The organism is Paraburkholderia sp. BCC1884 (assembly GCF_900996225.1).
Taxonomy (GTDB): Bacteria; Pseudomonadota; Gammaproteobacteria; order Burkholderiales; family Burkholderiaceae; genus Paraburkholderia.
Genome location: NZ_CAAJGL010000044.1, coordinates 33202 through 56475 on the forward strand (window position 1 = coordinate 33202; position 23274 = coordinate 56475).

Here is a 23274-nt window from a genome sequence, read left to right on the forward strand (position 1 = left end):
GTTACCGTGGCTAAACTGGCACTGATCGAACGTGAAAAGAAGCGTGCTCGCCTCGCTGCTAAATACGCTCCCAAGCGTACGGAGCTGAAGGCGATCATTAGCGATATGAGCAAGTCGGACGAAGAGCATTACGCAGCACGTCTAGAACTGCAACAACTGCCGCGTAACTCTAACCCGACCCGTAAGCGCAATCGTTGTGCAATTACCGGTCGTCCGCGCGGTACGTTCCGTAAATTCGGGCTGGCGCGTAACAAGATTCGCGAAATCGCGTTCCGCGGCGAGATCCCTGGCCTGACCAAGGCGAGCTGGTAATAGGAGAAACGTAAATGAGCATGAGTGATCCTATCGCCGATATGCTGACTCGCATCCGCAATGCGCAGATGGTTGAGAAAGTCTCGGTGACTATGCCCTCGTCGAAAGTCAAGGTTGCGATTGCGCAGGTCCTGAAGGACGAAGGCTATATCGATGATTTCGCAGTGAAGTCCGAAGGTGCGAAGTCTGAATTGAACATCGTGTTGAAGTACTACGCTGGCCGTCCGGTGATCGAGCGCATTGAACGCGTTTCGAAGCCTGGTCTGCGTGTGTACCGCGGCCGTAACGACATCCCCGTGGTCATGAATGGCCTCGGCGTGGCAATCGTGTCGACGCCGAAGGGCGTGATGACGGACCGCAAGGCGCGTGCAACGGGCGTTGGCGGCGAAGTCATCTGCTACGTCGCTTAAGGCCGAAAGGAGAGAAACATGTCTCGAGTAGGTAAAAGCCCGATCGCGCTGGAAGGCGCAGAAGTGGCCCTGAGCGACGAACGCATCACCGTCAAGGGTCCGCTGGGTACGATTTCGCAGGCTGCTAACAGCCTCGTGAAAGTGGTGAACGACAATGGCACGCTGAAGTTTGAGCCGGTTGACGAAAGCCGCGAAGCGAATGCGATGTCGGGCACGATGCGCGCACTGGTTGCGAACATGGTGAACGGCGTGACGAAGGGTTTCGAGCGCAAGCTGACGCTGGTTGGCGTCGGTTACCGCGCACAGGCGCAAGGCGACAAGCTGAACCTGTCGCTGGGTTTCTCGCACCCCGTGGTGCACCAGATGCCGGAAGGCGTCAAGGCTGAAACCCCGACGCAAACCGAAATCGTGATCAAGGGGATCAATAAGCAACAAGTTGGCCAAGTCGCTGCAGAAGTGCGCGGCTATCGCCCGCCGGAGCCCTACAAGGGCAAGGGTGTGCGTTACGCCAATGAGGTTGTGATCCTCAAAGAAACGAAGAAGAAGTAAGGGTGCGCAATCATGGATAAGACTCAATCTCGCCTGCGCCGCGCTCGTCAGACGCGTATCAAGATCTCTGAGCTGCAGGTCGCGCGTCTCGCCGTGCATCGCACGAACACGCACATTTATGCGCAAGTGTTCTCGCCGTGCGGCACCAAGGTGCTCGCCAGCGCGTCGACGCTCGAGGCCGAAGTGCGTGCGCAACTGGCTGATCAGACAGGCAAGGGCGGCAACGTCGCTGCTGCGACCCTGATTGGCAAGCGCATCGCAGAAAAGGCTAAGGCTGCCGGCATCGAATCCGTCGCCTTTGATCGTTCGGGTTTCCGTTACCACGGCCGCGTGAAAGCGCTGGCTGATGCGGCGCGCGAAGCCGGACTCAAGTTCTAAGGGAAGAATTCGTCATGGCAAAGATGCAAGCGAAAGTTCAGGCTGACGAACGCGACGACGGCCTTCGTGAAAAAATGATTTCGGTCAACCGCGTGACCAAGGTCGTGAAGGGTGGCCGGATTCTCGGCTTCGCCGCACTGACCGTGGTTGGCGACGGTGATGGCCGCGTCGGTATGGGCAAGGGCAAGGCAAAAGAAGTGCCGGTCGCTGTTCAGAAGGCGATGGAACAGGCTCGCCGCAACATGTTCAAGGTGCCGCTTAAGAACGGTACCCTGCAACACGAAGTGCACGGTAAGCACGGCGCATCGATGGTCCTCTTGGCTCCGGCCAAGGACGGTACCGGTGTGATCGCCGGCGGTCCGATGCGCGCAGTGTTCGACGTGATGGGCGTGCAGAACGTTGTGGCCAAGAGCCACGGTTCGACGAACCCTTACAACCTCGTTCGTGCAACGCTGGACGGTCTGCGCAAGCAGTCCACTCCGGGCGACATCGCGGCGAAGCGTGGTAAGTCCGTCGAAGATATTCTGGGCTAAAGGTGGGCACCATGTCTGATAAAACTGTCAAGGTTCAGCTCGTCAAGAGCCTGATCGGCACCCGTGAAACGCACCGTGCTACGGTGCGAGGCTTGGGTCTGCGCCGACTCAACTCGGTTAGCGAGTTGCAGGACACGCCCGCTGTGCGCGGCATGATCAACAAGGTTTCGTACCTCGTTAAGGTCATCGGCTAAGCGGCTGACCAGGACTCAAGGAGTTGATAATGGAATTGAATAACCTGAAGCCGGCTGAAGGCGCGAAGCACGCAAAGCGTCGCGTTGGTCGCGGCATTGGCTCTGGCCTCGGCAAGACTGCTGGCCGTGGTCACAAGGGTCAGAAGTCGCGTTCGGGCGGCTTTCACAAGGTTGGCTTCGAAGGCGGTCAAATGCCGCTGCAACGTCGCCTGCCGAAGCGCGGCTTCACCTCGCTGACGAAGGAATTCGTCGGTGAAGTGCGCCTCTCGGATCTGGAAAAGCTGCCGGTCGACGAGATCGATCTGTTGGCCCTGAAGCAAGCCGGCCTGATTGGCGAGATGATCACGAGCGCCAAGATCATCAAAACCGGCGAGCTGAAGCGTAAGGTCGTTGTGAAGGGTCTGGGTGCGACGAAGGGTGCGCGCGCTGCTATTGAAGCAGCCGGCGGCTCGTTCGCCGAGTAACGCGCAAGTCGATTTTGCCGTCACTAGCATTAGCATCGGAGAAGGTACTTGGCTAACAGCCCGAGTCTCGCAAAACCCGGTCGTAGCGCGGCGAAGTTTGGCGATCTGCGTCGGCGTGCAGTGTTCCTGCTGCTGGCGCTGATCGTCTACCGTATCGGCGCGCACATTCCGGTGCCGGGTATTGACCCGGACCAGCTGGCAAAGCTGTTCCAAAGCCAGTCCGGCGGCATCCTTGGCATGTTCAACATGTTCTCGGGTGGTGCGCTTTCGCGGTTCACGATTTTTGCGCTGGGGATCATGCCGTACATTTCGGCGTCGATCATCATGCAGTTGTTGGCAATTGTTTCGCCGCAGCTGGAAGCGCTGAAAAAAGAAGGGCAGGCAGGTCAACGGAAGATTACGCAGTACACGCGCATCTTTACGGTCCTGTTGGCGACGTTCCAGGCTTTCGGCATCGCCGTGGCACTGGAAAATCAGCCGGCTCTGGTGATCGATCCGGGGATGGTGTTTCGTTTGACGACGGTCGTGACGCTGGTGACCGGCACGATGTTCCTGATGTGGCTGGGTGAGCAGATCACGGAGCGCGGGCTTGGTAACGGTATCTCGATCATCATTTTCGGCGGAATTGCAGCGGGTTTCCCAAATGCAATCGGTGGCTTGGTCTCGCTGGTGCAAACCGGCTCGATGAGTCCTGTATCCGCGATTATCGTCGTCGCGCTGATTGCTGCTGTGACGTATCTGGTGGTGTTCATCGAACGCGGCCAGCGCAAGATTCTTGTGAACTACGCAAAGCGGCAGGTCGGTAACAAGATTTACGGCGGACAGTCTTCGCATCTGCCGCTGAAGTTGAATATGTCGGGTGTGATTCCGCCGATCTTTGCATCGTCGATCATTCTCTTCCCGGCAACTATCCTGAACTGGTTTAGTTCGGGATCGCGTACCAGCTGGTTCGCAGACACGTTGCACAATGTGGCCGAAGCCCTTAAGCCCGGTCAGCCCGTGTACGTGTTGCTGTACGCGTTGGCGATCGTTTTCTTCTGCTTCTTCTACACCGCATTGGTGTTCAACAGCAGAGAGACGGCCGACAACCTGAAAAAGAGTGGCGCTTTCGTCCCAGGCATCCGCCCGGGCGATCAAACAGCGCGATATATCGACCGCATCCTCACGCGTTTGACGCTGGCCGGTGCGATCTACATCGTGTTCGTTTGTCTGCTGCCCGAGTTTTTGGTACTGCGCTGGAACGTGCCGTTTTATTTTGGTGGAACGTCGCTGCTGATCATTGTCGTCGTCACAATGGATTTCATGGCGCAGGTGCAGTCGTACGTTATGTCGCAACAGTATGAATCGCTGCTGAAGAAAGCTAATTTCAAAGGCGGCGGCGTCCCGATGCGTTGAAAGGACTTATGGCCAAAGACGATGTTATCCAGATGCAGGGTGAAGTCATCGAAAACCTGCCTAACGCTACCTTCAGGGTGAAGCTGGAAAACGGCCATGTCGTATTGGGACACATATCGGGCAAGATGCGGATGCACTACATCCGAATCTTGCCGGGCGATAAGGTGACGGTTGAATTGACGCCTTACGATCTGTCGCGTGCGCGGATCGTGTTCCGGGCGAAGTGATTTGAAAAAAGGGTAATATCATGAAAGTGATGGCATCGGTTAAGCGCATTTGCCGCAATTGCAAGATCATCAAGCGCAAAGGCGTTGTGCGCGTGATTTGCAGCTCTGATCCGCGCCACAAACAGCGTCAAGGCTGAACGCCGCGCTTTTTGCTGCGCTTTTTGTTTGAGGAAAAACAATGGCTCGTATCGCAGGGGTTAACATCCCGAATCACCAGCACACCGAAATCGGCCTCACGGCAATTTACGGTGTAGGCCGCACGCGCTCGCGCGACATTTGCGTCGCTGCTGGTGTGGCATTTTCGAAGAAGGTCAAAGACCTGAACGACGCAGACCTCGAAAAGCTGCGTGAAGAAGTCGGCAAGTTCATCGTTGAAGGCGATCTGCGCCGTGAAACGACGATGAACATCAAGCGCCTGATGGATCTCGGCTGCTACCGTGGCGTCCGGCATCGTAAGGGCTTGCCCCTGCGCGGCCAACGTACGCGTACGAATGCCCGTACGCGCAAGGGTCCGCGTCGTGCAGCGCAATCGCTGAAGAAGTAAGCGGAACTGACAGTTACAGGAAAACGTAATGGCTAAGGCTTCGAACAACTCCGCGGCGCAACGCGTTCGCAAGAAGGTCAAGAAGAACGTCGCCGAGGGCGTGGTTCACGTTCACGCGTCGTTCAACAACACCATCATCACGATCACTGATCGTCAAGGCAATGCACTTGCTTGGGCAACATCGGGTGGTCAGGGCTTCAAGGGTTCGCGTAAATCGACCCCGTTTGCAGCCCAGGTGGCAGCCGAATCGGCTGGCCGCGTGGCGATGGAATACGGCGTGAAGAACCTTGAAGTGCGGATCAAGGGCCCCGGTCCTGGCCGTGAATCGGCGGTGCGCGCATTGCATGGTCTTGGCATCAAGATTACAGCAATCTCGGACGTGACTCCGGTCCCGCACAACGGCTGCCGTCCGCCGAAGCGTCGTCGTATCTAAGACGCCGATTTTGCTAGCGCCTGTTGCCGCTCTGCGCGGCGGCAGGCTGCTTGCGCTATTGAATTGACTAAGCCCACCGTTCGACCCAAAGGGTTCGGACTAGCGCGAGTGCCTGCATTCGTGTGATTAATCATAGAAGGAATCAACGTGGCACGTTATATCGGCCCTAAGGCCAAGCTGTCCCGCCGTGAAGGCACTGACCTCTTCCTGAAGAGCGCCCGTCGTTCGCTCGCTGACAAGTGCAAGCTTGACAGCAAGCCCGGCCAACACGGCCGCACCTCGGGTGCACGTACGTCCGACTACGGCACGCAGCTGCGCGAAAAGCAAAAAGTTAAGCGCATCTACGGCGTTCTCGAGCGTCAATTCCGTCGTTACTTCGCTGAAGCCGACCGCCTGAAGGGCAACACGGGTGAAAACCTGCTGCAATTGCTCGAATCGCGTCTGGACAACGTCGTGTATCGCATGGGCTTCGGCTCGACGCGCGCTGAAGCGCGTCAGCTGGTCAGCCACAAGGCGATCACGGTGAACGGCGTCGTGTCGAACATCCCGTCGATGCAAGTGAAGGCAGGCGACGTCGTTGCCGTGCGCGAACAGAAGAAAAAGCAAGCGCGTATTCTCGAAGCGCTGTCGCTGGCTGAGCAAGGTGGTCTGCCGAGCTGGGTCGCTGTCGATTCGAAGAAGTTCGAAGGCACGTTCAAGTCGAAGCCGGAACGCAGCGACATCGCTGGCGATATCAACGAAAGCCTGATCGTCGAATTGTATTCGCGGTAATCGGATTAATGGCCGGGGCACCCCGATTGCGTTGCGCAAGGGGGCGTCTCGGCTGTTTATTTTCAGGTTGTTACCGGTCAGCCTTATCGGTGTAACGAGCCGAGGGTATTGAAAAGGAAAACCTATGCAAACCAGTTTGTTGAAGCCCAAGATCATCGCAGTTGAATCGCTTGGTGAGAGCCACGCGAAAGTGGTCATGGAACCGTTTGAACGCGGTTATGGCCACACCTTGGGTAACGCGCTTCGGCGCGTGCTGCTGTCGTCGATGATCGGCTATGCGCCGACCGAAGTGACGATCGCAGGCGTCGTTCATGAATATTCGACGCTCGACGGTGTGCAAGAGGACGTAGTCAACCTGTTGTTGAACCTGAAAGGCGTGGTGTTCAAGCTGCATAACCGTGACGAAGTGACGGTTACGCTGCGCAAGGAAGGCGAAGGCGTTGTCACCGCTGGTGACATCGAACTCGCGCACGATTGCGAAGTGATCAATCCGGATCACGTGATTGCGCATCTGTCGAAGGGCGGCAAGCTCGACGTGCAGATCAAGGTTGAGAAGGGCCGCGGTTACGTGCCGGGCAATGTGCGTCGTTACGGCGAAGAGTCGGCCAAGATCATCGGTCGTATCGTGCTGGACGCTTCGTTCTCGCCGGTTCGCCGCGTGAGCTACGCAGTTGAAAGCGCTCGCGTCGAACAGCGTACCGACCTCGACAAGCTCGTGATGAACATCGAAACCAACGGTGTGATCTCGCCGGAAGAAGCGATCCGTCAATCGGCGCGCATTCTGGTTGATCAGCTGTCGGTGTTCGCTGCACTGGAAGGCACCGAAGCAACGGCGGAAGCGCCGTCGCGTGCGCCGCAGATCGATCCGATCCTGCTGCGTCCGGTCGATGATCTCGAATTGACGGTTCGTTCCGCGAACTGCCTGAAGGCCGAGAACATCTACTACATCGGCGACCTGATCCAGCGTACGGAAAACGAGCTGCTCAAGACGCCGAATCTGGGCCGCAAGTCGCTGAACGAAATCAAGGAAGTACTGGCGTCGCGTGGTTTGACGCTCGGCATGAAGCTCGAGAACTGGCCGCCGGCTGGTCTGGACAAGTAATACCGGGACAGAGCCCGCCGCTGCACTGGCAAAGACGCGGATTTTCCTTTAAAATCCGCGTCTTGTCTTTTTTTACTACCGGCCCGTGCGCTCACTACTTTAGGTAGATCGAAGCGCGATAGAAGAGCTGGACCAAAACTTTGAATCAAAGGAATTAACATGCGTCACCGTCATGGTCTGCGGAAACTGAACCGCACGAGCAGCCACCGTCTGGCAATGCTCCGTAATATGTCGAACTCGCTGATCGAGCACGAAGTCATCAAGACCACGCTGCCGAAAGCCAAAGAACTCCGTAAAGTTGTCGAGCCGCTGATCACGCTCGGCAAGAAGCCGTCGCTGGCAAATCGTCGTCTGGCGTTCAACCGTCTGCGCGATCGTGACTCGGTCACGAAGCTGTTCGAAGTTCTGGGCCCGCGTTACGCTACCCGTCCGGGCGGCTATCTGCGCGTGCTGAAGTTCGGCTTCCGCAATGGCGACAATGCACCGATGGCACTGGTCGAACTGCTCGACCGTCCGGAAGTCGAAGACGTCGAAGTGCAAGAAGCTGAGTAAGCTTCCAGCATCAAGAAAAAGCCAGGCATGTAGCCTGGCTTTTTTGCTTTCTGCCGTCCGCATCGGTCTTGCGGTGGCTGCCCGCGGTGACTACGTGCCACAAGAGAATGCCGGCGGGACCTTCAGCGGCGTTATAAGGCTAGGTGATACGATATCGCCACATGAATCGTGCGAGCTGGAGCCTGTTGTGACTGTGAGCGAGAGTGTGACCTTGATCCTGACGACGGTGCCCGATGCGGCCACCGCGCAGACGCTAGCAGCCGAAGCGCTGGCTGCGCGCCTCTGCGCTTGCGTCACGGAACTAGGCGCCGTGCAATCTCGCTATCACTGGCAAGGCGCGATCGAAACGGCGGAGGAAATCCAGCTGCTATTCAAGACGAGCGCCGCGCGTGCAGTGGAGCTCGAGCGGTACATCCACGCGCATCATCCCTACGACACCCCGGAAGTCCTCTCCTGGCAAGCGACGGCATCCGCCGCATACGGCCAGTGGATTGCTGCTGAAACCCAACGTCCCCTCCATGTTTAACGGTCTCGACCGGCGCGCGCGCGCCGCGCTGCGCACGGTTTTCTTCCTGCTTGGCTGTCTTATCCTCGCCCAATTCGGCCCCGTCGCTCGCGCCGCGGACGACTTTCTCGATCCAGCGGTCGCATTCAAGTTCAGCGCCACTGAGAAGCCGGGCGAAGTCGATGTCACGTACAAGATCGCCGACGGCTACTACATGTACCGTGAGCGATTCGCTTTCGCGACCCGCAATGGCACGAGCACGATCGGCGAAGCGCAATTGCCGGCGGGACACGTCAAATTCGATCAGACCTTCAACAAGAACGTCGAGACGTACCGCAACGAGTTGACCATTCGCATTCCCGTCAAGCAGGCCGCAGGACCGTTCGATCTGGCGGTCACATCGCAAGGTTGCGCCGACGCCGGCATTTGCTATCCGCCGATGGAGCGTGTCTATCACGTGAGCGGCGCAGCCCTGCAGCCCGCGACTGGCGCGACGACCGCCGCCCCGCAAAAAGCTGCCGCGAACACTACATCGGCCGACACGCCCTGGTACGAGCGCGCCACCAGCGCCGACTACGCACAGTCGCTTTTGCAAGGCGGTGGCTTCTTCGCGATCATCGGTTTGTATTTCGTGGCCGGCGCCGTGCTGAGTCTGCTGCCTTGCTCGTATCCGATGATCCCGATCCTGTCGGCGATCATCATTGGCGAGGGTGCACGTGTGACGCGTGCGCGTGGGTTTGCGTTGTCGCTGTCCTACGTGATCGGGATGGCGCTCGTGTACACGGCGCTCGGCGTCGCCGCAGCGCTGGTCGGGCAAAGTCTCGGCGCGTGGCTGCAAAATCCGTGGGTCCTCGGGATTTTCGGCGTCCTCCTGACTGTATTCGCGCTGACGTTGATCGCCGGCGTCGACATTGCGTTGCCGGCACGCTGGCAGGACGGCGTGTCGCAAGCATCGACGGGACGGTCGGGCGGGAAATTCGCAGCCGTCGCTGTGATGGGCGCGCTGTCCGCGCTGGTCGTAGGCGCCTGCATGACGGCGCCCTTGTTCGCGGTGCTGGCGTTCATCGCGCATACCGGCAGTGCCGTACTTGGCGGTGCTGCGCTGTTCGCCATGGGCCTCGGCTTGGGCGTGCCGCTTCTGATCATCGGTCTCGGCGCAGGTACGCTTTTGCCGCGCGCCGGCGCCTGGATGGACGGCGTCAAGGTGTTCTTCGGTGTGGTGCTGCTGGCGGCTGCGCTGTGGATCGTTTGGCCCGTACTTGGCGCTGGGGCGACGATGCTGCTCAGTTCGCTGTGGCTGCTGGTCGCGGCCGCGGCGCTCGGTCTGTTTTCGGCGGCGAAGCCGCAGGCGTCGGTATGGGATCGCCTGGGACGAGGCGTCGGCGCGGCGCTGGCCATCTGGGCGGCGGTGCTACTCGTCGGACTGGCTGCGGGTTCGTCCGATCCGTTGCGCCCGCTTGGCGTGCTGGCCGCACGCGGCGGCGTAACTGGCGTTGGCGTAGCGAGCGCGTCCGGGCAGTCGGGAACGGCACCACAGAGCGACCTGACGTTCGCATCGGTGCGCTCCTCCAATCAACTCGATGAGGCCGTCAAAACCGCCGCGCAGCCCGCCATGCTCGATTTTTACGCGGACTGGTGCGTCAGCTGCAAGGAAATGGAGAAGTTCACCTTCAGCGATCCGCGTGTGCAAGCCAAATTGAAGCAGATGAACCTGCTGCGCGCCGACGTCACCGCCAACAATACCGACGACCAGATGCTGCTCAAGCGCTTCAGCCTGTTCGGGCCGCCTGGCATCATCTTCTTCGATCAAGGCGGCAAGGAAGTGTTGCGCGTGGTCGGCTACGAGTCGGCGGACAAGTTTCTGAAGACGCTGGATCAGGCCAACACACCGGGCGCGTAGTCTGCCGCAGCGTCTGAGCAATGCGCGCTAGTTCTGCGAGCGCAAGATCCGGGCGGCATCGAGCGCGAAATAGGTCAGCACACCGTCCGCGCCCGCCCGTTTGAACGCCAGCAACGACTCCATCATCGCCTTGTCGTGATCGAGCCAGCCGTTCTGCGCGGCGGCCTTCAGCATCGCGTACTCGCCGCTCACCTGATACACGTAAGTCGGAAACTGGAACTCGTCCTTCACGCGCCTCACGATATCCAGATACGGCATGCCCGGCTTGACCATCACCATGTCCGCGCCTTCGTTGATGTCAGCCTGCACTTCGCGCAGCGCTTCGTTCGAATTGGCCGGGTCCATCTGATACGTCATCTTGTTGCCCTTGCCGAGGTTCGTCGCCGAGCCGACGGCATCGCGGAACGGGCCGTAAAACGCCGACGCAAACTTGGCGGCGTACGCCATGATGCGCGTGTGGATATGGCCTTCGCTTTCCAGCATCTCGCGGATCGCGCCGATGCGCCCGTCCATCATGTCCGACGGTGCGACGATATCGACGCCCGCTTCCGCCTGCACCTGCGCCTGTTCGACCAGAATCTCGACGGTTTCGTCGTTGATCACGTAGCCGGCCGCGTCTAGCACGCCGTCCTGACCATGACTCGTGTACGGGTCGAGCGCGACATCGGTGAGCACGCCCAGTTCGGGGAAATGCTGCTTCAGCTCACGCACTGCCCGCGGCACCAGCCCGGCTGGGTTGGCGGCTTCGCGGCCGTCAGGCGTTTTCAACGACGGGTCGATCGCCGGAAACAGCGAGAGCACCGGCACGCCCAGTTCGACGCACTGCGCGGCGACACCCATCAGCAGATCGACGGATACGCGCTCGACGCCAGGCATCGACGGCACGGCTTGCCGCACGGTGGTCCCCTCGACGATGAACACGGGGTAGATCAGATCGTTGGTGGTGAGGATGTTTTCCCGCATCAGACGGCGCGAGAAGTCGTCGCGGCGCATACGGCGCGGACGGTAGTGCGGATAGAAGCTCATATCGAATCGAAAACACGTGGATGTGTGGAGCGGGCGCGTCACGCCTGCCACCGCTCCAGGAAACTTTTCGAGACAATGGTATATCATACCGATCGAGCAAGGCGCGATGCGCTGACCTCCCCGCTTCTCCTCCCTGAGCGGGTGCCTGTCGTTTTTTCGATTAGGCTGTTTGACCCGCCGTTAAAGCGGCGGGTTTTTTTATGGGCGGCCGGAAATGGTGTTGTTGGCCAGACCGACAGGCGCTGTGGGATTTATTGCGCGCCGTCCGCTTCTTCTTTGGCGTTGGGAATCAGCCAACCTTCGATCAGTTCGTGCGCTTCGTCGATCCCGATGCGCTTGAGCGCCGAGAACAACTGAGCCGTCAGCTCGCCTTGGTAGCCGGCGGCACTGTATTCAGCCAGACCCTTCTGTGTAGCGCGCAAGGCGTTCACGCTTTCCTGCCGTGTCAATTTGTCGCATTTGGTCAGCAGCGTGTGGATCGGTTTGCCGGTCGGCGCAAACCATTCGATCATCCGGCGATCCAGATCCGTCAACGGACGGCGCGAATCCATCATCAGAATCATGCCGCGCAATTGCGAACGCGATTGCAGGTACGTGGACAGCAGCGCCTCCCAGTGGGCCTTGGCCGCGCCCGGCACTTCCGCATAACCGTAACCCGGCAGGTCGACCAGATGCGCGGTCGGCTCGTCTGCCTTGCCCACCGAAAAATAATTGATGTGCTGCGTGCGCCCCGGCGTCTTACTGGCGAAGGCGAGGCGCTTCTGATTGCACAGAATATTGATCGCCGTCGACTTGCCCGCGTTCGAGCGTCCCGCAAAGCAGATCTCGGGTTGCGAAGTGGCCGGCAGATCGCGCAAATGATTGACGGTCGTGAAAAAACGGGATTGGTGGAGCAGGAAGGACATGATCAGGCCGGTATTCGAGACGCCGGGGAACCCGGAGTGGGGACGGGTCAAGCCCGACTGGCGTCTTAGCGATTAGCGAGTTATTGTACAATACGATGGTTTACTGAAAACCTGAGGGGGCCAGCCCGCATGCCTTTTGGCGGCTCCTGGCGGTCACTCGGTCGCTGTCGTATTTTGCAAAACCTCTAAAATCCCACAAGACGAGACAGGGTGTGCGAATGAATCGACTGAGCAAGACTCTGATGGTGCTTCATGTAGCGGCAGGTCTTTCAGGTTTGGCAATTCAGGCACGAGCAGCAGATCCGGCGAAACCGGACGTCAATCGGGGGCAGGCAATCGCGGTGCAGGTTTGCGCCTCATGCCACGGCGCAGACGGCAACAGTGCCGGTGGCGCCTATCCCAAGCTGGCGGGCCAGCATCCCGAATATCTCGTCAAGCAGCTCAAAGATTTCAAGACTCAGCCGGGCGCAAAGCAACCTGCGCGCAACAATGCGATCATGGCGGGCATGGCCGCGGCGCTGTCCGATCAGGACATGGTCAACGTGGCCGCCTATTTCGCCGCGCAGACCCCGAAGCCCGGCTACGCGCATAACAAAGACACGGTGCCGATCGGTCAGAAAATTTATCGTGGCGGGATCGCCGACAAGGGCGTGCCGGCCTGCGCAAGCTGCCACGGACCCACCGGTCAGGGCATTCCTTCGCAGTATCCGCGTCTGTCTGGGCAGTGGTCCGAATACACGGTGGCGCAGTTGCTGGCGTTCACGCAAGGTCCGGGCGCGCGGAACAATAATGAGCCGATGCATGCAATTGCCACGCGTCTGTCGGATAGTGACATCAAGGCTGTAGCCGATTACATCGCGGGCTTGCATTAAGAGGCCCACACGCCAGTACAACCGGTCCGACGAGACCGGTACAAACAAGAAAAGGGTGGGGGCGTCGTGCCTACGACAGCCCTGCACCCTTTTTTGCTGTTCAGTCGGAGTATGAATGAGCGTCACCACGTCGGGTTTGCAGTCGAAGTCGGGCAATCGCGTCTCGCGCAGCGTCATCGAAGTCATGAGTTCGATGCGTTTCGCCATCTCGCTGCTCGTGATTCTGTCGATCGCCAGCATCATCGGTACCGTCCTCACGCAGGACGACCCCTATCCCAACTACGTCAATCAGTTCGGCCCGTTCTGGGCGGACATCTTCCGCTCGCTGAGTCTGTACACCGTGTACAGCTCGTGGTGGTTCATGCTGATCCTCGGTTTCCTGATGGTGTCCGTGTCGCTGTGCGTGATCCGCAATGCGCCGAAGATGGTGGCCGACGCGAAGAGCTGGAAGGACAAGGTCCGCGAAGCGAGTCTGCGCGCGTTCCATCACAAGGGCGAGTTCGTGGTCGAGGCGCCGCGCGCTCAGACCACGGTGACGCTCGCCCGGCTGTCGGCCAAGTTCGGCTACAAGTTCGTCACGCGCGAATCGGAAGGTGCGACGCTGATCGCGGCCAAACGCGGCGCGTTGACCAAGTTTGGCTACATCTCCGCGCACATTGCGATCGTCGTGATCTGTCTGGGCGGTCTGCTCGACAGCAATCTGCCGATCAAGCTGCAAATGTGGATGTTCGACAAGTCGCCGATCCGCTCCAACACGGTGATCAACGACATCACGCCGGATCATCGCCTGTCGCAATCCAACCCGACCTTCCGCGGCTACGCATGGGTACCGGAAGGCCAGCATGTATCCACGGCGATTCTGAACCAGCCCGACGGCTCGCTGATCCAGGACCTGCCGTTCTCGATCGAACTCAACAAATTCATCGTCGATTACTACTCGACGGGTATGCCGAAGCTGTTCGCGAGCGACATCGTCGTGGTCGATCATAAGACCGGTGCGCGCGTGCCGGCGCGCGTCGAAGTGAACAAGCCGTTCACCTACGACGGCGTCTCGATCTTCCAGTCGAGCTTCCAGGACGGCGGCTCGCAAATGCAGATGACCGCTTACCCGATGTCCGGAGCAACCGCGAAGACCGCACCGTTCGGCGGCACGATCGGCGGTAATGCGCCGCTCAGCACGGCCACCCCGCTCGCCGACGGTCAAACCGTGGAGTTCACCGATTTCCGCGCGATCAACGTCGAAAACACCTCGAACGGCAACGGCCAGAACGACGCCCGTGGCGTCGCGCATCGCACGCTGAAGGAAGCTTTCGACGAGCGCCTCGGCTCCGGCGCGAAGTCGTCGAACCCGCTCGATCTGCACAACGTCGGCCCGTCGGTGCAATACAAGGTGCGCGACAAAGACGGCCAGGCGCGCGAGTACAACAACTACATGCTGCCGGTGGATGTCGCCGGCGAAAAGATGTTCCTCGCGGGCATGCGCCTGAACCCGGACGATCCGTTCCGCTATCTGCGCATTCCCGCCGACAGCGGCGGCACCGTCAAGGAATGGATGAACCTGCGCGCCACGCTCGAGGACCCGGCGGCGCGCGTGGCCGCCGCTCATAGCTTCGCGTTGCGCTCCGTGCCGGGTTCCAACACCGAATTGCAGCAGCATCTGGAAGAAAGCGCACTGCGCGTGCTGACCCTCTTTGCAGGCGCGGACAATAGCATCAAGATGCCGAACGGCCAGACGGTCGGCGGCTTCCAGGCAATCGCGGCGTTCATCGACCATTCGGTGCCGAAGGGCGAGCAGGAAAAGGCCGCGGGCCTGTTGCTGCGTATGCTGGAAGGCTCGACGTGGGATCTGTGGCAATTGTCCCGCCAGCAACTCGGCGAGCCCGTGGCCCCGGCCAATGCGGACGCCAGCCGTTTCATCCAAAGCTCGATCAACGCGATATCCGACAGCTTTTTGTATGGATCGCCGGTCTATTTACAGCTTGATTCATTCAAGCAGGTGCAAGCTTCGGTATTTCAGTTGACGCGCGCGCCGGGCAAAAAAGTCGTGTATCTTGGCAGCCTGCTCCTCGTGTTGGGCATCTTCTCGATGTTCTACGTCCGCGAACGGCGGCTGTGGTTCTGGCTTAGAGATACCGACCACGGCACGAATGTCGTGATGGCGATGTCGAGTGCACGCAAAACGCTCGACTTCGAAAAGGAGTTCGTCCAGACGCGCGACGCTGTCGGCGCCGCACTGGGCGCCAGACTCACTGACGCATCCGACGCCGCCGGCGGCACAAACCCAACCGGCCACGCCGGCGCGCCGCCCACAAGCTCACAAGATTCGACCCGGTAAGATCATGGACTTGACTCAGGTTTCCTCATCCTCCTCTTCGCCCGCGCGCCCCAGGAGGGCCGCCGCGGACGAGGCCGTCAACACGCTCAACATCGGGCAGTACGACGAGCGGCCGTTTCTGAAACGGCTCGGCATCGTCGACTGGCTGTTCGCCGTCGCGATGGTGGCGGGCGCCGGGTTTGCGCTCACGCGCTACTACCCGTTCATGAACTACTACGACAAGCTGGTGCTGGTGTGCGCCGTGCCCGTGTTCATGGTGCTCGGCTGGCGCTGGAAACCGGTGCGTCCGCTGATGGTGGGTATCACGGCGCTGTCTTTGCTGGCGATCCAGATCTATCACGGCGACCTCAGCCGCGCGGATAGCGCCTTCTTCCTCAAGTATTTCCTGTCGAGCCAGTCAGCGATTCTGTGGATGAGCGCGCTTTTCGTGTTCGCCACGGTGTTCTACTGGATCGGTCTGTTGTCGCGCTCGCCGACTGGCGCCGCGATCGGTTCGAAGATGACGTGGGCCGCGGTGCTGATGGGCTTCGTCGGCCTGATGGTGCGCTGGTACGAGTCGTACCTGATCGGCGCGGACGTCGGCCATATTCCTATTTCGAACCTCTACGAAGTGTTCGTGCTGTTCAGCCTGATCACCGCGCTGTTTTATCTGTACTACGAGCAGCACTACAACACCCGCGCGCTCGGCGCGTTCGTGCTGCTGGTGATCGGCGCCGCCGTCGGCTTCCTGATGTGGTACTCGGTCGCGCGTGATGCGCAGCAGATCCAGCCGCTCGTGCCGGCGCTGCAAAGCTGGTGGATGAAGATTCACGTGCCGGCGAACTTCATCGGCTATGGCAGCTTTGCGCTGTCGGCGATGGTTGCCGTCGCGTATATCTCGAAGGAGCGTGGCGTGCTGGCTGACCGCCTGCCGGCGCTCGAAGTGCTCGACGACCTGATGTACAAGTCGATCGCCGTCGGCTTCGCGTTCTTCACGATCGCGACGATTCTCGGCGCGCTGTGGGCCGCGGAAGCGTGGGGCGGCTACTGGAGCTGGGATCCGAAGGAAACCTGGGCACTGATCGTCTGGCTGAACTATGCGGCCTGGCTGCATATGCGTCTGATGAAAGGCCTGCGCGGCGCGGTCGCGGCATGGTGGGCGCTGACCGGTTTGCTGGTCACCACTTTCGCCTTCCTAGGCGTGAATATGTTCCTGTCGGGCTTGCATAGTTACGGCAAGCTGTAAGATCGGCCGCGCTGAACCGACTTAAAACCGCCGAGTGCTTAGCACCGGCGGTTTTTTTATTGCCGATGGAATATTCGCTACGTCCAGCGTGTTCGCCACAGGAGTAACGATGGACGGCGCGCGATCATTAATATGGCCCCGTCACGGGCATCAGCCGATGGATCAGCTAGGAGCAGCACGATGTGGATCAAGCGAAGCGACAGATTTCAACTGAACGGCGACGACATCGCGCGTAGCGAGATCACGCCCCAGCATGTGTTCGAGAACCGGCGCCGTGTGCTGCAGGCGGCCGGCGCGCTGGCGCTCGGTAGCATGATCGGCGTGAATGGCGAAGCGTTGGCGGCGTACGCGCCCGGGGACCCGAAAGCGCAGAAGCTGGCGGCAAAGACCAACGCCAGATTCGTCGCGCCCGACAAGGTGACGCCGTACAAGGACGTCACCACGTACAACAACTTCTACGAATTCGGTACCGACAAAGCCGATCCGGCGCAAAACGCCGGGACTCTGCGGGCGCATCCGTGGAAGGTGAGCGTTGAAGGCGAGATCAAGAATCCGAAGGTGTACGACATCGACGAATTGCTCAAGCTCGCGCCGCTCGAGGAACGCGTGTACCGGATGCGCTGCGTCGAGGGCTGGTCGATGGTGATTCCGTGGATCGGCGTGCCGCTCGCGGAATTGATCAAGCGCGTGCAGCCGACCGGCAACGCCAAATACGTCCAGTTCATCACCCTGGCTGATCCTTCGCAGATGCCGGGACTCTCGACGCCGGTGCTCGACTGGCCGTACACCGAAGGCCTGCGCATGGACGAGGCGATGAATCCGCTGACGCTGCTGACCATGGGCCTCTACGGTCAGGTGCTGCCCAATCAGAACGGCGCGCCGATTCGCGTCGTGGTGCCGTGGAAGTACGGCTTCAAGAGCGCGAAATCGCTAGTGAAGATCCGCTTCGTCGACAAGCAGCCGCCGACCAGTTGGAACACGTATGCTTCGAGCGAATACGGGTTCTATTCGAACGTGAATCCGAACGTGGATCATCCGCGCTGGAGTCAGGCAACGGAGCGTCGCATCGGCGAAGACGGCTTTTTCACGCCCAAGCGTAAGACGCTGATGTTCAATGGCTACGGTGATCAGGTGGCGTCGCTGTATCAGGGCATGGACCTGAAGAAGAATTTTTGAGCGCAAGGATCATGGCTTCCGACACGCAATCTGCTACCGAGAACGAGCAACACACAGCGCCGCGTGCGACGCAGGCGGGCGCGTCGTCTTCTGCTGCGGCACGGCGCCCCGCGACTGGCCCACGCTGGATCGTGCCGGCCAAAGTCGCTGTGTTTATCGCAGCGTGGTATCCGCTCGCGCGCATCGTGCTGTTCGGCATGACGGACCGGCTCGGCGCAAATCCGATCGAGTTCATCACGCGCTCGACGGGCCTCTGGACGCTGGTCTTTTTGTGCATCACGCTGGCGGTGACGCCGTTGCGCCGGCTTACGGGCGTCGCTGCGTTCGTGCGTTTTCGCCGCATGCTCGGGCTCTACGCGTTCTTTTACGCCACGCTGCACTTCACCACGTATATCTGGTTCGACAAGTGGTTCGATGTCGCCGCGATTCTGAAGGACATCGGCAAGCGGCCGTTCATTACGGTGGGCTTCGCGGCATTCGTGTTGTTGATCGCGCTTGCCGTCACGTCGCCACGAGCGATGGTGCGCAAGCTCGGCCGTCGCTGGCAAACGCTGCATCGCGCAATCTACGCGATCGCCATGCTCGCGATCCTGCATTTCTGGTGGATGAAAGCCGGCAAACACGATCTGATCTTGCCGAAGATTTACGGTGCGATCGTCGTGGCGCTGCTCGGTTGGCGTGTGCTGGTCTGGCTGCGAGAGCGGCGCAGACGGCTTAAATAGAAAAAGGCGATGCCGCCGTGGCATCGCCTTTTTTTTATGGCGTAGCGCTTACTTTACTGGTTACGCCGGCAAGATCGTTTCGCCTGCAAACAGTTGCTTGACCTCTTCGCGGGCGCGAACCAGATGCACCTGTGTACCATCCACCATCACTTCCGCTGCGCGCGGACGCGTGTTGTAGTTGGAGCTCATTACGAAGCCATACGCGCCGGCCGAGCGGATCGCCAGCAGGTCGCCGGGTTCAACCGCCAGCAGTCGTTCACGGCCCAGCCAGTCACCGCTCTCACAGACCGGACCCACCACGTCGTACACGTGCGCCGGCACCTCGTGCTTAACGACTGCGTCGATTGCGTGGTACGCCTCGTACATGGCGGGACGCGCGAGATCGGTCATCGCCGCGTCGACGATGGCGAAGTTCTTTTCCGCGCCCGGCTTCAAAAATTCGACGCGCGTGAGCAGCACGCCGGCATTGCCGACCAGCGAGCGGCCCGGCTCGAACCACACTTCACGCTGACCGTGACCGCGCGCTTCGATACGATCGAGCACGGTGCGCACGAACTCGCCGATTTCCGGTGGCGTTTCGTCGTCGTATGTAATGCCCAGACCGCCGCCGACGTCGACGTGGCGAATCTTCACGCCGTCCTGTTCGATCTGCCCGACCAGTTCCAGTACCTTGTCGACCGCGTCCAGATAGGGCGCGACTTCGGTGATCTGCGAGCCGATATGGCAATCGATGCCGACCACTTCCAGATTCGCCATCGCCGCCGCCGCTTGATACGTGGCGCGTGCATCTTCGAAGGCGACGCCGAATTTGTTCGACTTCAGGCCGGTGGAAATATACGGATGCGTCTTCGCATCGACGTCCGGATTCACGCGCAGCGAAACCGGCGCTTTCTTGCCCATTTCGGCGGCAACCGCGTTCAGGCGATCCAGTTCAGGAATCGACTCGACGTTGAAGCATTTGACGCCCGCTTCGAGCGCCTCGCGCATTTCGTTCGCATGCTTGCCGACGCCGGAAAACACGGTGTTTTCCGCTTTGCCGCCGGCGGCCAGCACGCGCGCGAGTTCGCCGCCCGACACGATGTCGAAGCCCGCGCCGAGACGTGCGAACACGTTCAGCACCGCGAGGTTGCTATTCGCTTTGACGGCCACGTGCACCTTCGCGCGACGGCCGGCGCAAGCGCCCGCGTACGCGTTCCATGCCGCGGTGAGCGCGGCGCGCGAGTAGACGTACAGGGGCGTGCCGAACTGCTCGGCGAGAGAGACGGCGGACACGCCTTCGGCGTGCAGCACGCCGTCGACGTAGTCAAATGCGGATCGAGTCATGCGAAAGTCTTATTGAGCAGGTGTGGCGGCAGAGGCAGGCAGCGGCGCATCCGTAGCGGAGGCAGCAGAAGCGGGCGGCGCGGCGAGTTCGGTTTCCGGCGCCAACGAGAGCGGTGAGCCCGACGTGTCCGGTATCTCACCCACGGCTGCGGGGTTCTGCGCGGCGGGATCGGTTGTGTCCGGCGACGGCGCTGGCGTGCGATCGATCGGCTTGGCGGGGAGCGGCGGCACGGTAGGTAAATAGAGCGGTCCGCGTTGTCCGCAACCGCCGAGTGCACAACCTGCGAGAATGGCTAAACCCGCTACAATCGCGCGGCCGGGCGCCGCCGCGCGCATCCGAGATACGACTCGCATGACTGTCCCTGAATAAATAATCGATGGAGTTTAGCATGTCCGATAGTGAATACCTGACCCGTGCGGAAGCCGCGCTAGCCGCCATCGAACGCGCGCTCGACGACACCGAGGTCGACATCGAACTCGAGCGTAGCGGCAACGTCCTGACCCTCGAATTCGAGAATCGCTCGAAGATTATCGTGAACCTTCAGCCGCCGATGAGCGAGATCTGGATCGCCGCGAAAGCGGGCGGTTTCCACTTCCGTTTCATCGATGGTGAATGGCGCGATACCCGCGGCGGCACGGAGTTTTTCGCGGCGCTGTCGGAGTATGCGACGCAACAGGCCGGCGAGCCGGTTCACTTCGAAGCGTGACATGGGCGGCTTGAGATAGCGGCCCCAGTGCCGCTATCGCCGTTAAGTCAGCTGCAAGAAAAAACCGCCGCGCATCGAGCGCGGCGGTTTTGTTTTTTTTACGGTCTGCGAGATCGCGTCAGTGTCCGCGGAACAGATTCATGATGTCCTGCTTCTCCTGCTCGCCGACCTGCTCGGGCGCCGCCGACGCGGCACTCGCTGCGGCATCCAGCGCCGCCTGGCTGATGCCGACCGTCGAGACAAAGCCATTGCCCGGCGTGAATTCTTCGAAGTACAACTCCGAGCCGAGTTGCGTCACGCCGTCGGGCATCGGCATCTTGTACTCGGGCACGCCTTTGAGCGCGCGCCCCATGTACTCGACCCATACCGGCAATGCCAGGCCGCCGCCGGTTTCCTTGTCGCCAAGACTGCGCGGGTTGTCGTAGCCGATCCAGGCGATGGCGGTGAGCGTGTGCTGGTAGCCGGCGAACCACGCATCGCGCGAGTCGTTGGTCGTACCCGTTTTGCCACCGAGGTCGGTGCGCTTGAGTACGTTGGTTTTCGCACCCGTACCGCGTTGCGCGACGCTTTGCAGCAGGCTGTTCATGACATAGGCGTTGCGCGGTTCGATTGCGTGAGGCGCGCTTTGCGCGGCAACCAGCGGCTGGGCGTGCGCCACCACCATGCCGCGCTGATCGGTCACTTCGGCAATCAGATACGGGTTCACGCGGTAACCGCCGTTGGCGAAAACCGAGAACGCCCCCGCCATCTGCAGCGGTGTGACGAGACCCGCGCCGAGCGCCATCGGCAGATACGCGGGGTGACGGTCCGCGTCGAAGCCGAATCGCGTGATGTACTGCTGCGCGTACTTCGTGCCGATCTGGTTGAGGATGCGGATCGACACCAGATTCTTCGACTTCTGCAACGCGGTGCGCATGGTCATCGGACCATCGAAGCCGCCGCCGTAGTTCTTGGGCTCCCACGCCTGACCGCCGGTTTCGGCCGCGGTGAAAAACAGCGGCGCGTCGTTGATGATGGTGGCCGGGCCTAGGCCCTTTTCGAGCGAAGCCGAGTAGATGAACGGCTTGAAGCTCGACCCCGGCTGACGCCATGCCTGGGTCACGTGATTGAACTTGTTCTTGTTGAAGTCGAAGCCACCCACCAGCGCGCGGATCGCACCGTCTTGCGGCACCACTGAGACAAACGCGCCTTCTACTTGCGGTAATTGCGTGATCGACCAGTTGCCGTCTTCGTTCTTGACGAGACGGATGACCGCCCCTGGCCGCACCCGCTGATTCGGTTGCGCGCGCGGACCGAGCGCGGCCTGCGCGAAGCGCAAGCCGTCGCCCTGAACGGTCGCCACATTGCCGTCGATGAACGCGGCCTGTACCTGTTTCGGGCTCGCGGACGTTACCACCGCTGCGATGATTTCGCCGTTGTCCGGATGCTCGAGCAGCGCGTCGTCGATTGCCTGTTCGCGCTCTTCCTTGTCGGACGGCAGATCGATGAACGCCTCCGGGCCACGATAACCGTGACGCCGTTCGTAGTCCATCAGACCTTTGCGCAGTGCGCGGTAGGCGACGTCCTGATCGGCCGAGTCGATCGTGGTCACCACGTTCAGGCCGCGCGTGTACGCTTCTTCGCGATACTGCGCGTACATCATCTGACGCACCATTTCCGCGACATACTCCGCGTGCACGCTGAATTCCTTGCCTGCGCCCTTGACCACGAGCGGCTGCTTGCTCGCCTCGTCGTACTGTTCCTGAGTGATGTAGTGCAACTCGTACATGCGCTGCAGGATGTACTCCTGACGCACCTTCGCACGCTTGGGATTGACAACCGGGTTATAGGCCGACGGAGCCTTGGGCAAGCCCGCCAGCATCGCGGATTCAGCCAGTGTCAGGTCCTTCAGGTCCTTGCCGAAATAGACCCGCGCCGCGCTCGCAAAACCGTAGGCGCGCTGACCGAGATAGATCTGATTCATGTACACCTCGAGAATCTGATCTTTCGACAGCTTCGACTCGATCTTGTACGCGAGCAGCATCTCGTAGATCTTGCGCGTGTAGGTCTTTTCGCTCGACAGGAAGAAGTTGCGCGCCACCTGCATGGTGATCGTGCTCGCGCCTTGCGTAGCGTGACCATTGGTCAGCGCGACGACGCCGGCGCGCGCGATGCCGGTGAGATCGACGCCGCCGTGATCGTAGAAGCGCGCGTCTTCGATCGCGAGGATCGCCTTCTTCAGACTATCGGGCACGTCCTGAATATGCACGATGTCGCGTCGTTCCTCGCCGAATTCGCCGATCAGCACATGGTCGGCCGTGTAGATACGCAGCGGAACTTTGGGCCGGTAGTCGGTCAATGCATCGAGCGAAGGCAGGTTCGGTGTGGCCACGACCAGTGCATAACCGACTACCAGTAGCACACACAGAATGCCTGCGACGATCAGACCGAAAAAGCCAATGATCAGCTTGAGCCACAACGGGCGTTTGCGCTTCTGCGGCGCGGGCGGCGGGGACGTAGGAGACGTGGATTGCATAGGAGCATTAAAAAAACAGTCCCGCGATTATAGCCGTCTCGCCTCTCAGCTTTCGGCAGGCTTACGACGCTTCTTCACAAATCGGTGCATCACGCAGGTATGACTTCACTGTAGTCGCTTTGATCGCACGCGGGGCATGCGTTAGGCAACGTTAGCCATTTGGCTGAATGTCGCTCGGGGCTGCAACTGCGGACAATTC

Annotated in this window: 28 protein-coding genes; 23 read left to right on the forward strand and 5 right to left on the reverse strand. The window is 60.4% G+C overall.

Annotation, left to right across the window (positions count from 1 at the left end; all coding sequences use genetic code 11):
* The first annotated feature begins 6 nt into the window (after positions 1-6).
* The 17 genes from rpsN to dsbD all read left to right on the forward strand — a co-directional run bounded on the left by rpsN (position 7) and on the right by dsbD (position 10269).
* Positions 7-312: a 30S ribosomal protein S14 gene (gene rpsN / locus FQ705_RS03110; protein ID WP_144137969.1), complete on the forward strand. Its 306-nt coding sequence runs from the start codon at positions 7-9 to the stop codon at positions 310-312.
* A gap of 14 nt (positions 313-326) precedes the next feature.
* A complete protein-coding gene (rpsH, locus tag FQ705_RS03115) occupies positions 327-722 on the forward strand; it encodes a 30S ribosomal protein S8 (protein ID WP_006052216.1) in 396 nt (131 codons plus the stop codon).
* Between the two features lie 18 nt (positions 723-740).
* On the forward strand, positions 741-1271 hold the full coding sequence (rplF, locus tag FQ705_RS03120) for a 50S ribosomal protein L6 (protein WP_144137970.1): 531 nt from the start codon (positions 741-743) through the stop codon (positions 1269-1271).
* Between the two features lie 12 nt (positions 1272-1283).
* Positions 1284-1649 (forward strand): 50S ribosomal protein L18, encoded by a 366-nt coding sequence (rplR, locus tag FQ705_RS03125; RefSeq protein WP_144137971.1) that lies wholly within the window; start codon positions 1284-1286, stop codon positions 1647-1649.
* 14 nt (positions 1650-1663) lie between these two features.
* On the forward strand, positions 1664-2182 hold the full coding sequence (gene rpsE / locus FQ705_RS03130; RefSeq protein ID WP_006052219.1) for a 30S ribosomal protein S5: 519 nt from the start codon (positions 1664-1666) through the stop codon (positions 2180-2182).
* Between the two features lie 11 nt (positions 2183-2193).
* The gene (gene rpmD, locus FQ705_RS03135) at positions 2194-2376 is read left to right on the forward strand and encodes a 50S ribosomal protein L30 (protein ID WP_028199571.1); all 183 of its coding nucleotides are present in this window, start codon (positions 2194-2196) and stop codon (positions 2374-2376) included.
* 29 nt (positions 2377-2405) lie between these two features.
* Complete coding sequence (gene rplO, locus FQ705_RS03140) at positions 2406-2840, forward strand: 50S ribosomal protein L15 (RefSeq protein WP_035554754.1); 435 nt, start codon at positions 2406-2408, stop codon at positions 2838-2840.
* Positions 2841-2888: 48 nt separating this feature from the next.
* Positions 2889-4235: a preprotein translocase subunit SecY gene (gene secY / locus FQ705_RS03145; protein ID WP_144137972.1), complete on the forward strand. Its 1347-nt coding sequence runs from the start codon at positions 2889-2891 to the stop codon at positions 4233-4235.
* A gap of 8 nt (positions 4236-4243) precedes the next feature.
* Positions 4244-4462, forward strand: a complete 219-nt coding sequence (gene infA / locus FQ705_RS03150; protein WP_004521905.1) for a translation initiation factor IF-1 — start codon at positions 4244-4246, stop codon at positions 4460-4462.
* A 20-nt stretch (positions 4463-4482) separates the two neighbouring features.
* Positions 4483-4599 carry a 50S ribosomal protein L36 gene (gene rpmJ / locus FQ705_RS03155; protein ID WP_004199844.1) on the forward strand — a complete coding sequence of 39 codons (117 nt, stop codon included), beginning with the start codon at positions 4483-4485 and terminating at the stop codon, positions 4597-4599.
* 41 nt (positions 4600-4640) lie between these two features.
* On the forward strand, positions 4641-5006 hold the full coding sequence (rpsM, locus tag FQ705_RS03160; RefSeq protein WP_012434566.1) for a 30S ribosomal protein S13: 366 nt from the start codon (positions 4641-4643) through the stop codon (positions 5004-5006).
* A gap of 28 nt (positions 5007-5034) precedes the next feature.
* Positions 5035-5439, forward strand: coding sequence for a 30S ribosomal protein S11 (rpsK, locus tag FQ705_RS03165; protein WP_006052224.1), 405 nt, complete (start codon positions 5035-5037; stop codon positions 5437-5439).
* A 147-nt stretch (positions 5440-5586) separates the two neighbouring features.
* Complete coding sequence (gene rpsD / locus FQ705_RS03170) at positions 5587-6210, forward strand: 30S ribosomal protein S4 (protein ID WP_027800372.1); 624 nt, start codon at positions 5587-5589, stop codon at positions 6208-6210.
* Between the two features lie 124 nt (positions 6211-6334).
* Positions 6335-7312 carry a DNA-directed RNA polymerase subunit alpha gene (locus FQ705_RS03175; RefSeq protein ID WP_006052226.1) on the forward strand — a complete coding sequence of 326 codons (978 nt, stop codon included), beginning with the start codon at positions 6335-6337 and terminating at the stop codon, positions 7310-7312.
* Between the two features lie 159 nt (positions 7313-7471).
* A complete protein-coding gene (rplQ, locus tag FQ705_RS03180) occupies positions 7472-7864 on the forward strand; it encodes a 50S ribosomal protein L17 (protein WP_144137973.1) in 393 nt (130 codons plus the stop codon).
* Between the two features lie 193 nt (positions 7865-8057).
* The gene (cutA, locus tag FQ705_RS03185) at positions 8058-8390 is read left to right on the forward strand and encodes a divalent-cation tolerance protein CutA (RefSeq protein WP_144138093.1); all 333 of its coding nucleotides are present in this window, start codon (positions 8058-8060) and stop codon (positions 8388-8390) included.
* A complete protein-coding gene (gene dsbD, locus FQ705_RS03190; RefSeq protein ID WP_144137974.1) occupies positions 8383-10269 on the forward strand; it encodes a protein-disulfide reductase DsbD in 1887 nt (628 codons plus the stop codon). The genes cutA and dsbD overlap by 8 nt, the downstream gene beginning before the upstream one ends.
* A gap of 27 nt (positions 10270-10296) precedes the next feature.
* Here dsbD and hemB read toward each other — a convergent pair whose 3' ends face one another.
* Together hemB and yihA are read right to left on the reverse strand one after the other, a co-directional pair.
* Positions 10297-11295, reverse strand: a complete 999-nt coding sequence (gene hemB, locus FQ705_RS03195) for a porphobilinogen synthase (RefSeq protein WP_144137975.1) — start codon at positions 11293-11295, stop codon at positions 10297-10299.
* A 251-nt stretch (positions 11296-11546) separates the two neighbouring features.
* Positions 11547-12200 carry a ribosome biogenesis GTP-binding protein YihA/YsxC gene (gene yihA, locus FQ705_RS03200; protein WP_144137976.1) on the reverse strand — a complete coding sequence of 218 codons (654 nt, stop codon included), beginning with the start codon at positions 12198-12200 and terminating at the stop codon, positions 11547-11549.
* A gap of 218 nt (positions 12201-12418) precedes the next feature.
* On the opposite strand from yihA, the gene FQ705_RS03205 reads away from it, so the two are divergent.
* From FQ705_RS03205 to msrQ, 5 genes are all read left to right on the forward strand, one after another.
* The gene (locus tag FQ705_RS03205; protein WP_144137977.1) at positions 12419-13072 is read left to right on the forward strand and encodes a c-type cytochrome; all 654 of its coding nucleotides are present in this window, start codon (positions 12419-12421) and stop codon (positions 13070-13072) included.
* Positions 13073-13187: 115 nt separating this feature from the next.
* A complete protein-coding gene (locus tag FQ705_RS03210; protein ID WP_144137978.1) occupies positions 13188-15407 on the forward strand; it encodes a cytochrome c biogenesis protein ResB in 2220 nt (739 codons plus the stop codon).
* 4 nt (positions 15408-15411) lie between these two features.
* A complete protein-coding gene (gene ccsB, locus FQ705_RS03215) occupies positions 15412-16632 on the forward strand; it encodes a c-type cytochrome biogenesis protein CcsB (protein ID WP_144137979.1) in 1221 nt (406 codons plus the stop codon).
* A 180-nt stretch (positions 16633-16812) separates the two neighbouring features.
* Positions 16813-17808, forward strand: a complete 996-nt coding sequence (gene msrP, locus FQ705_RS03220; protein WP_144137980.1) for a protein-methionine-sulfoxide reductase catalytic subunit MsrP — start codon at positions 16813-16815, stop codon at positions 17806-17808.
* 11 nt (positions 17809-17819) lie between these two features.
* Complete coding sequence (msrQ, locus tag FQ705_RS03225; RefSeq protein WP_144137981.1) at positions 17820-18530, forward strand: protein-methionine-sulfoxide reductase heme-binding subunit MsrQ; 711 nt, start codon at positions 17820-17822, stop codon at positions 18528-18530.
* A 60-nt stretch (positions 18531-18590) separates the two neighbouring features.
* Here msrQ and lysA read toward each other — a convergent pair whose 3' ends face one another.
* Positions 18591-19853: a diaminopimelate decarboxylase gene (gene lysA / locus FQ705_RS03230; protein WP_144137982.1), complete on the reverse strand. Its 1263-nt coding sequence runs from the start codon at positions 19851-19853 to the stop codon at positions 18591-18593.
* Positions 19854-19862: 9 nt separating this feature from the next.
* Positions 19863-20207, reverse strand: a complete 345-nt coding sequence (gene lptM / locus FQ705_RS03235; RefSeq protein ID WP_144137983.1) for an LPS translocon maturation chaperone LptM — start codon at positions 20205-20207, stop codon at positions 19863-19865.
* Positions 20208-20242: 35 nt separating this feature from the next.
* Here lptM and cyaY point away from each other — a divergent pair, with 35 nt between their 5' ends.
* Entirely contained in the window at positions 20243-20560 is a 318-nt protein-coding gene (gene cyaY / locus FQ705_RS03240; RefSeq protein ID WP_144137984.1) for an iron donor protein CyaY, read from the forward strand.
* Between the two features lie 118 nt (positions 20561-20678).
* On the opposite strand, the gene FQ705_RS03245 is transcribed toward cyaY, so the two are convergent.
* Positions 20679-23075, reverse strand: coding sequence for a penicillin-binding protein 1A (locus tag FQ705_RS03245; protein ID WP_144137985.1), 2397 nt, complete (start codon positions 23073-23075; stop codon positions 20679-20681).
* Between the last annotated feature and the right edge of the window lie 199 nt (positions 23076-23274).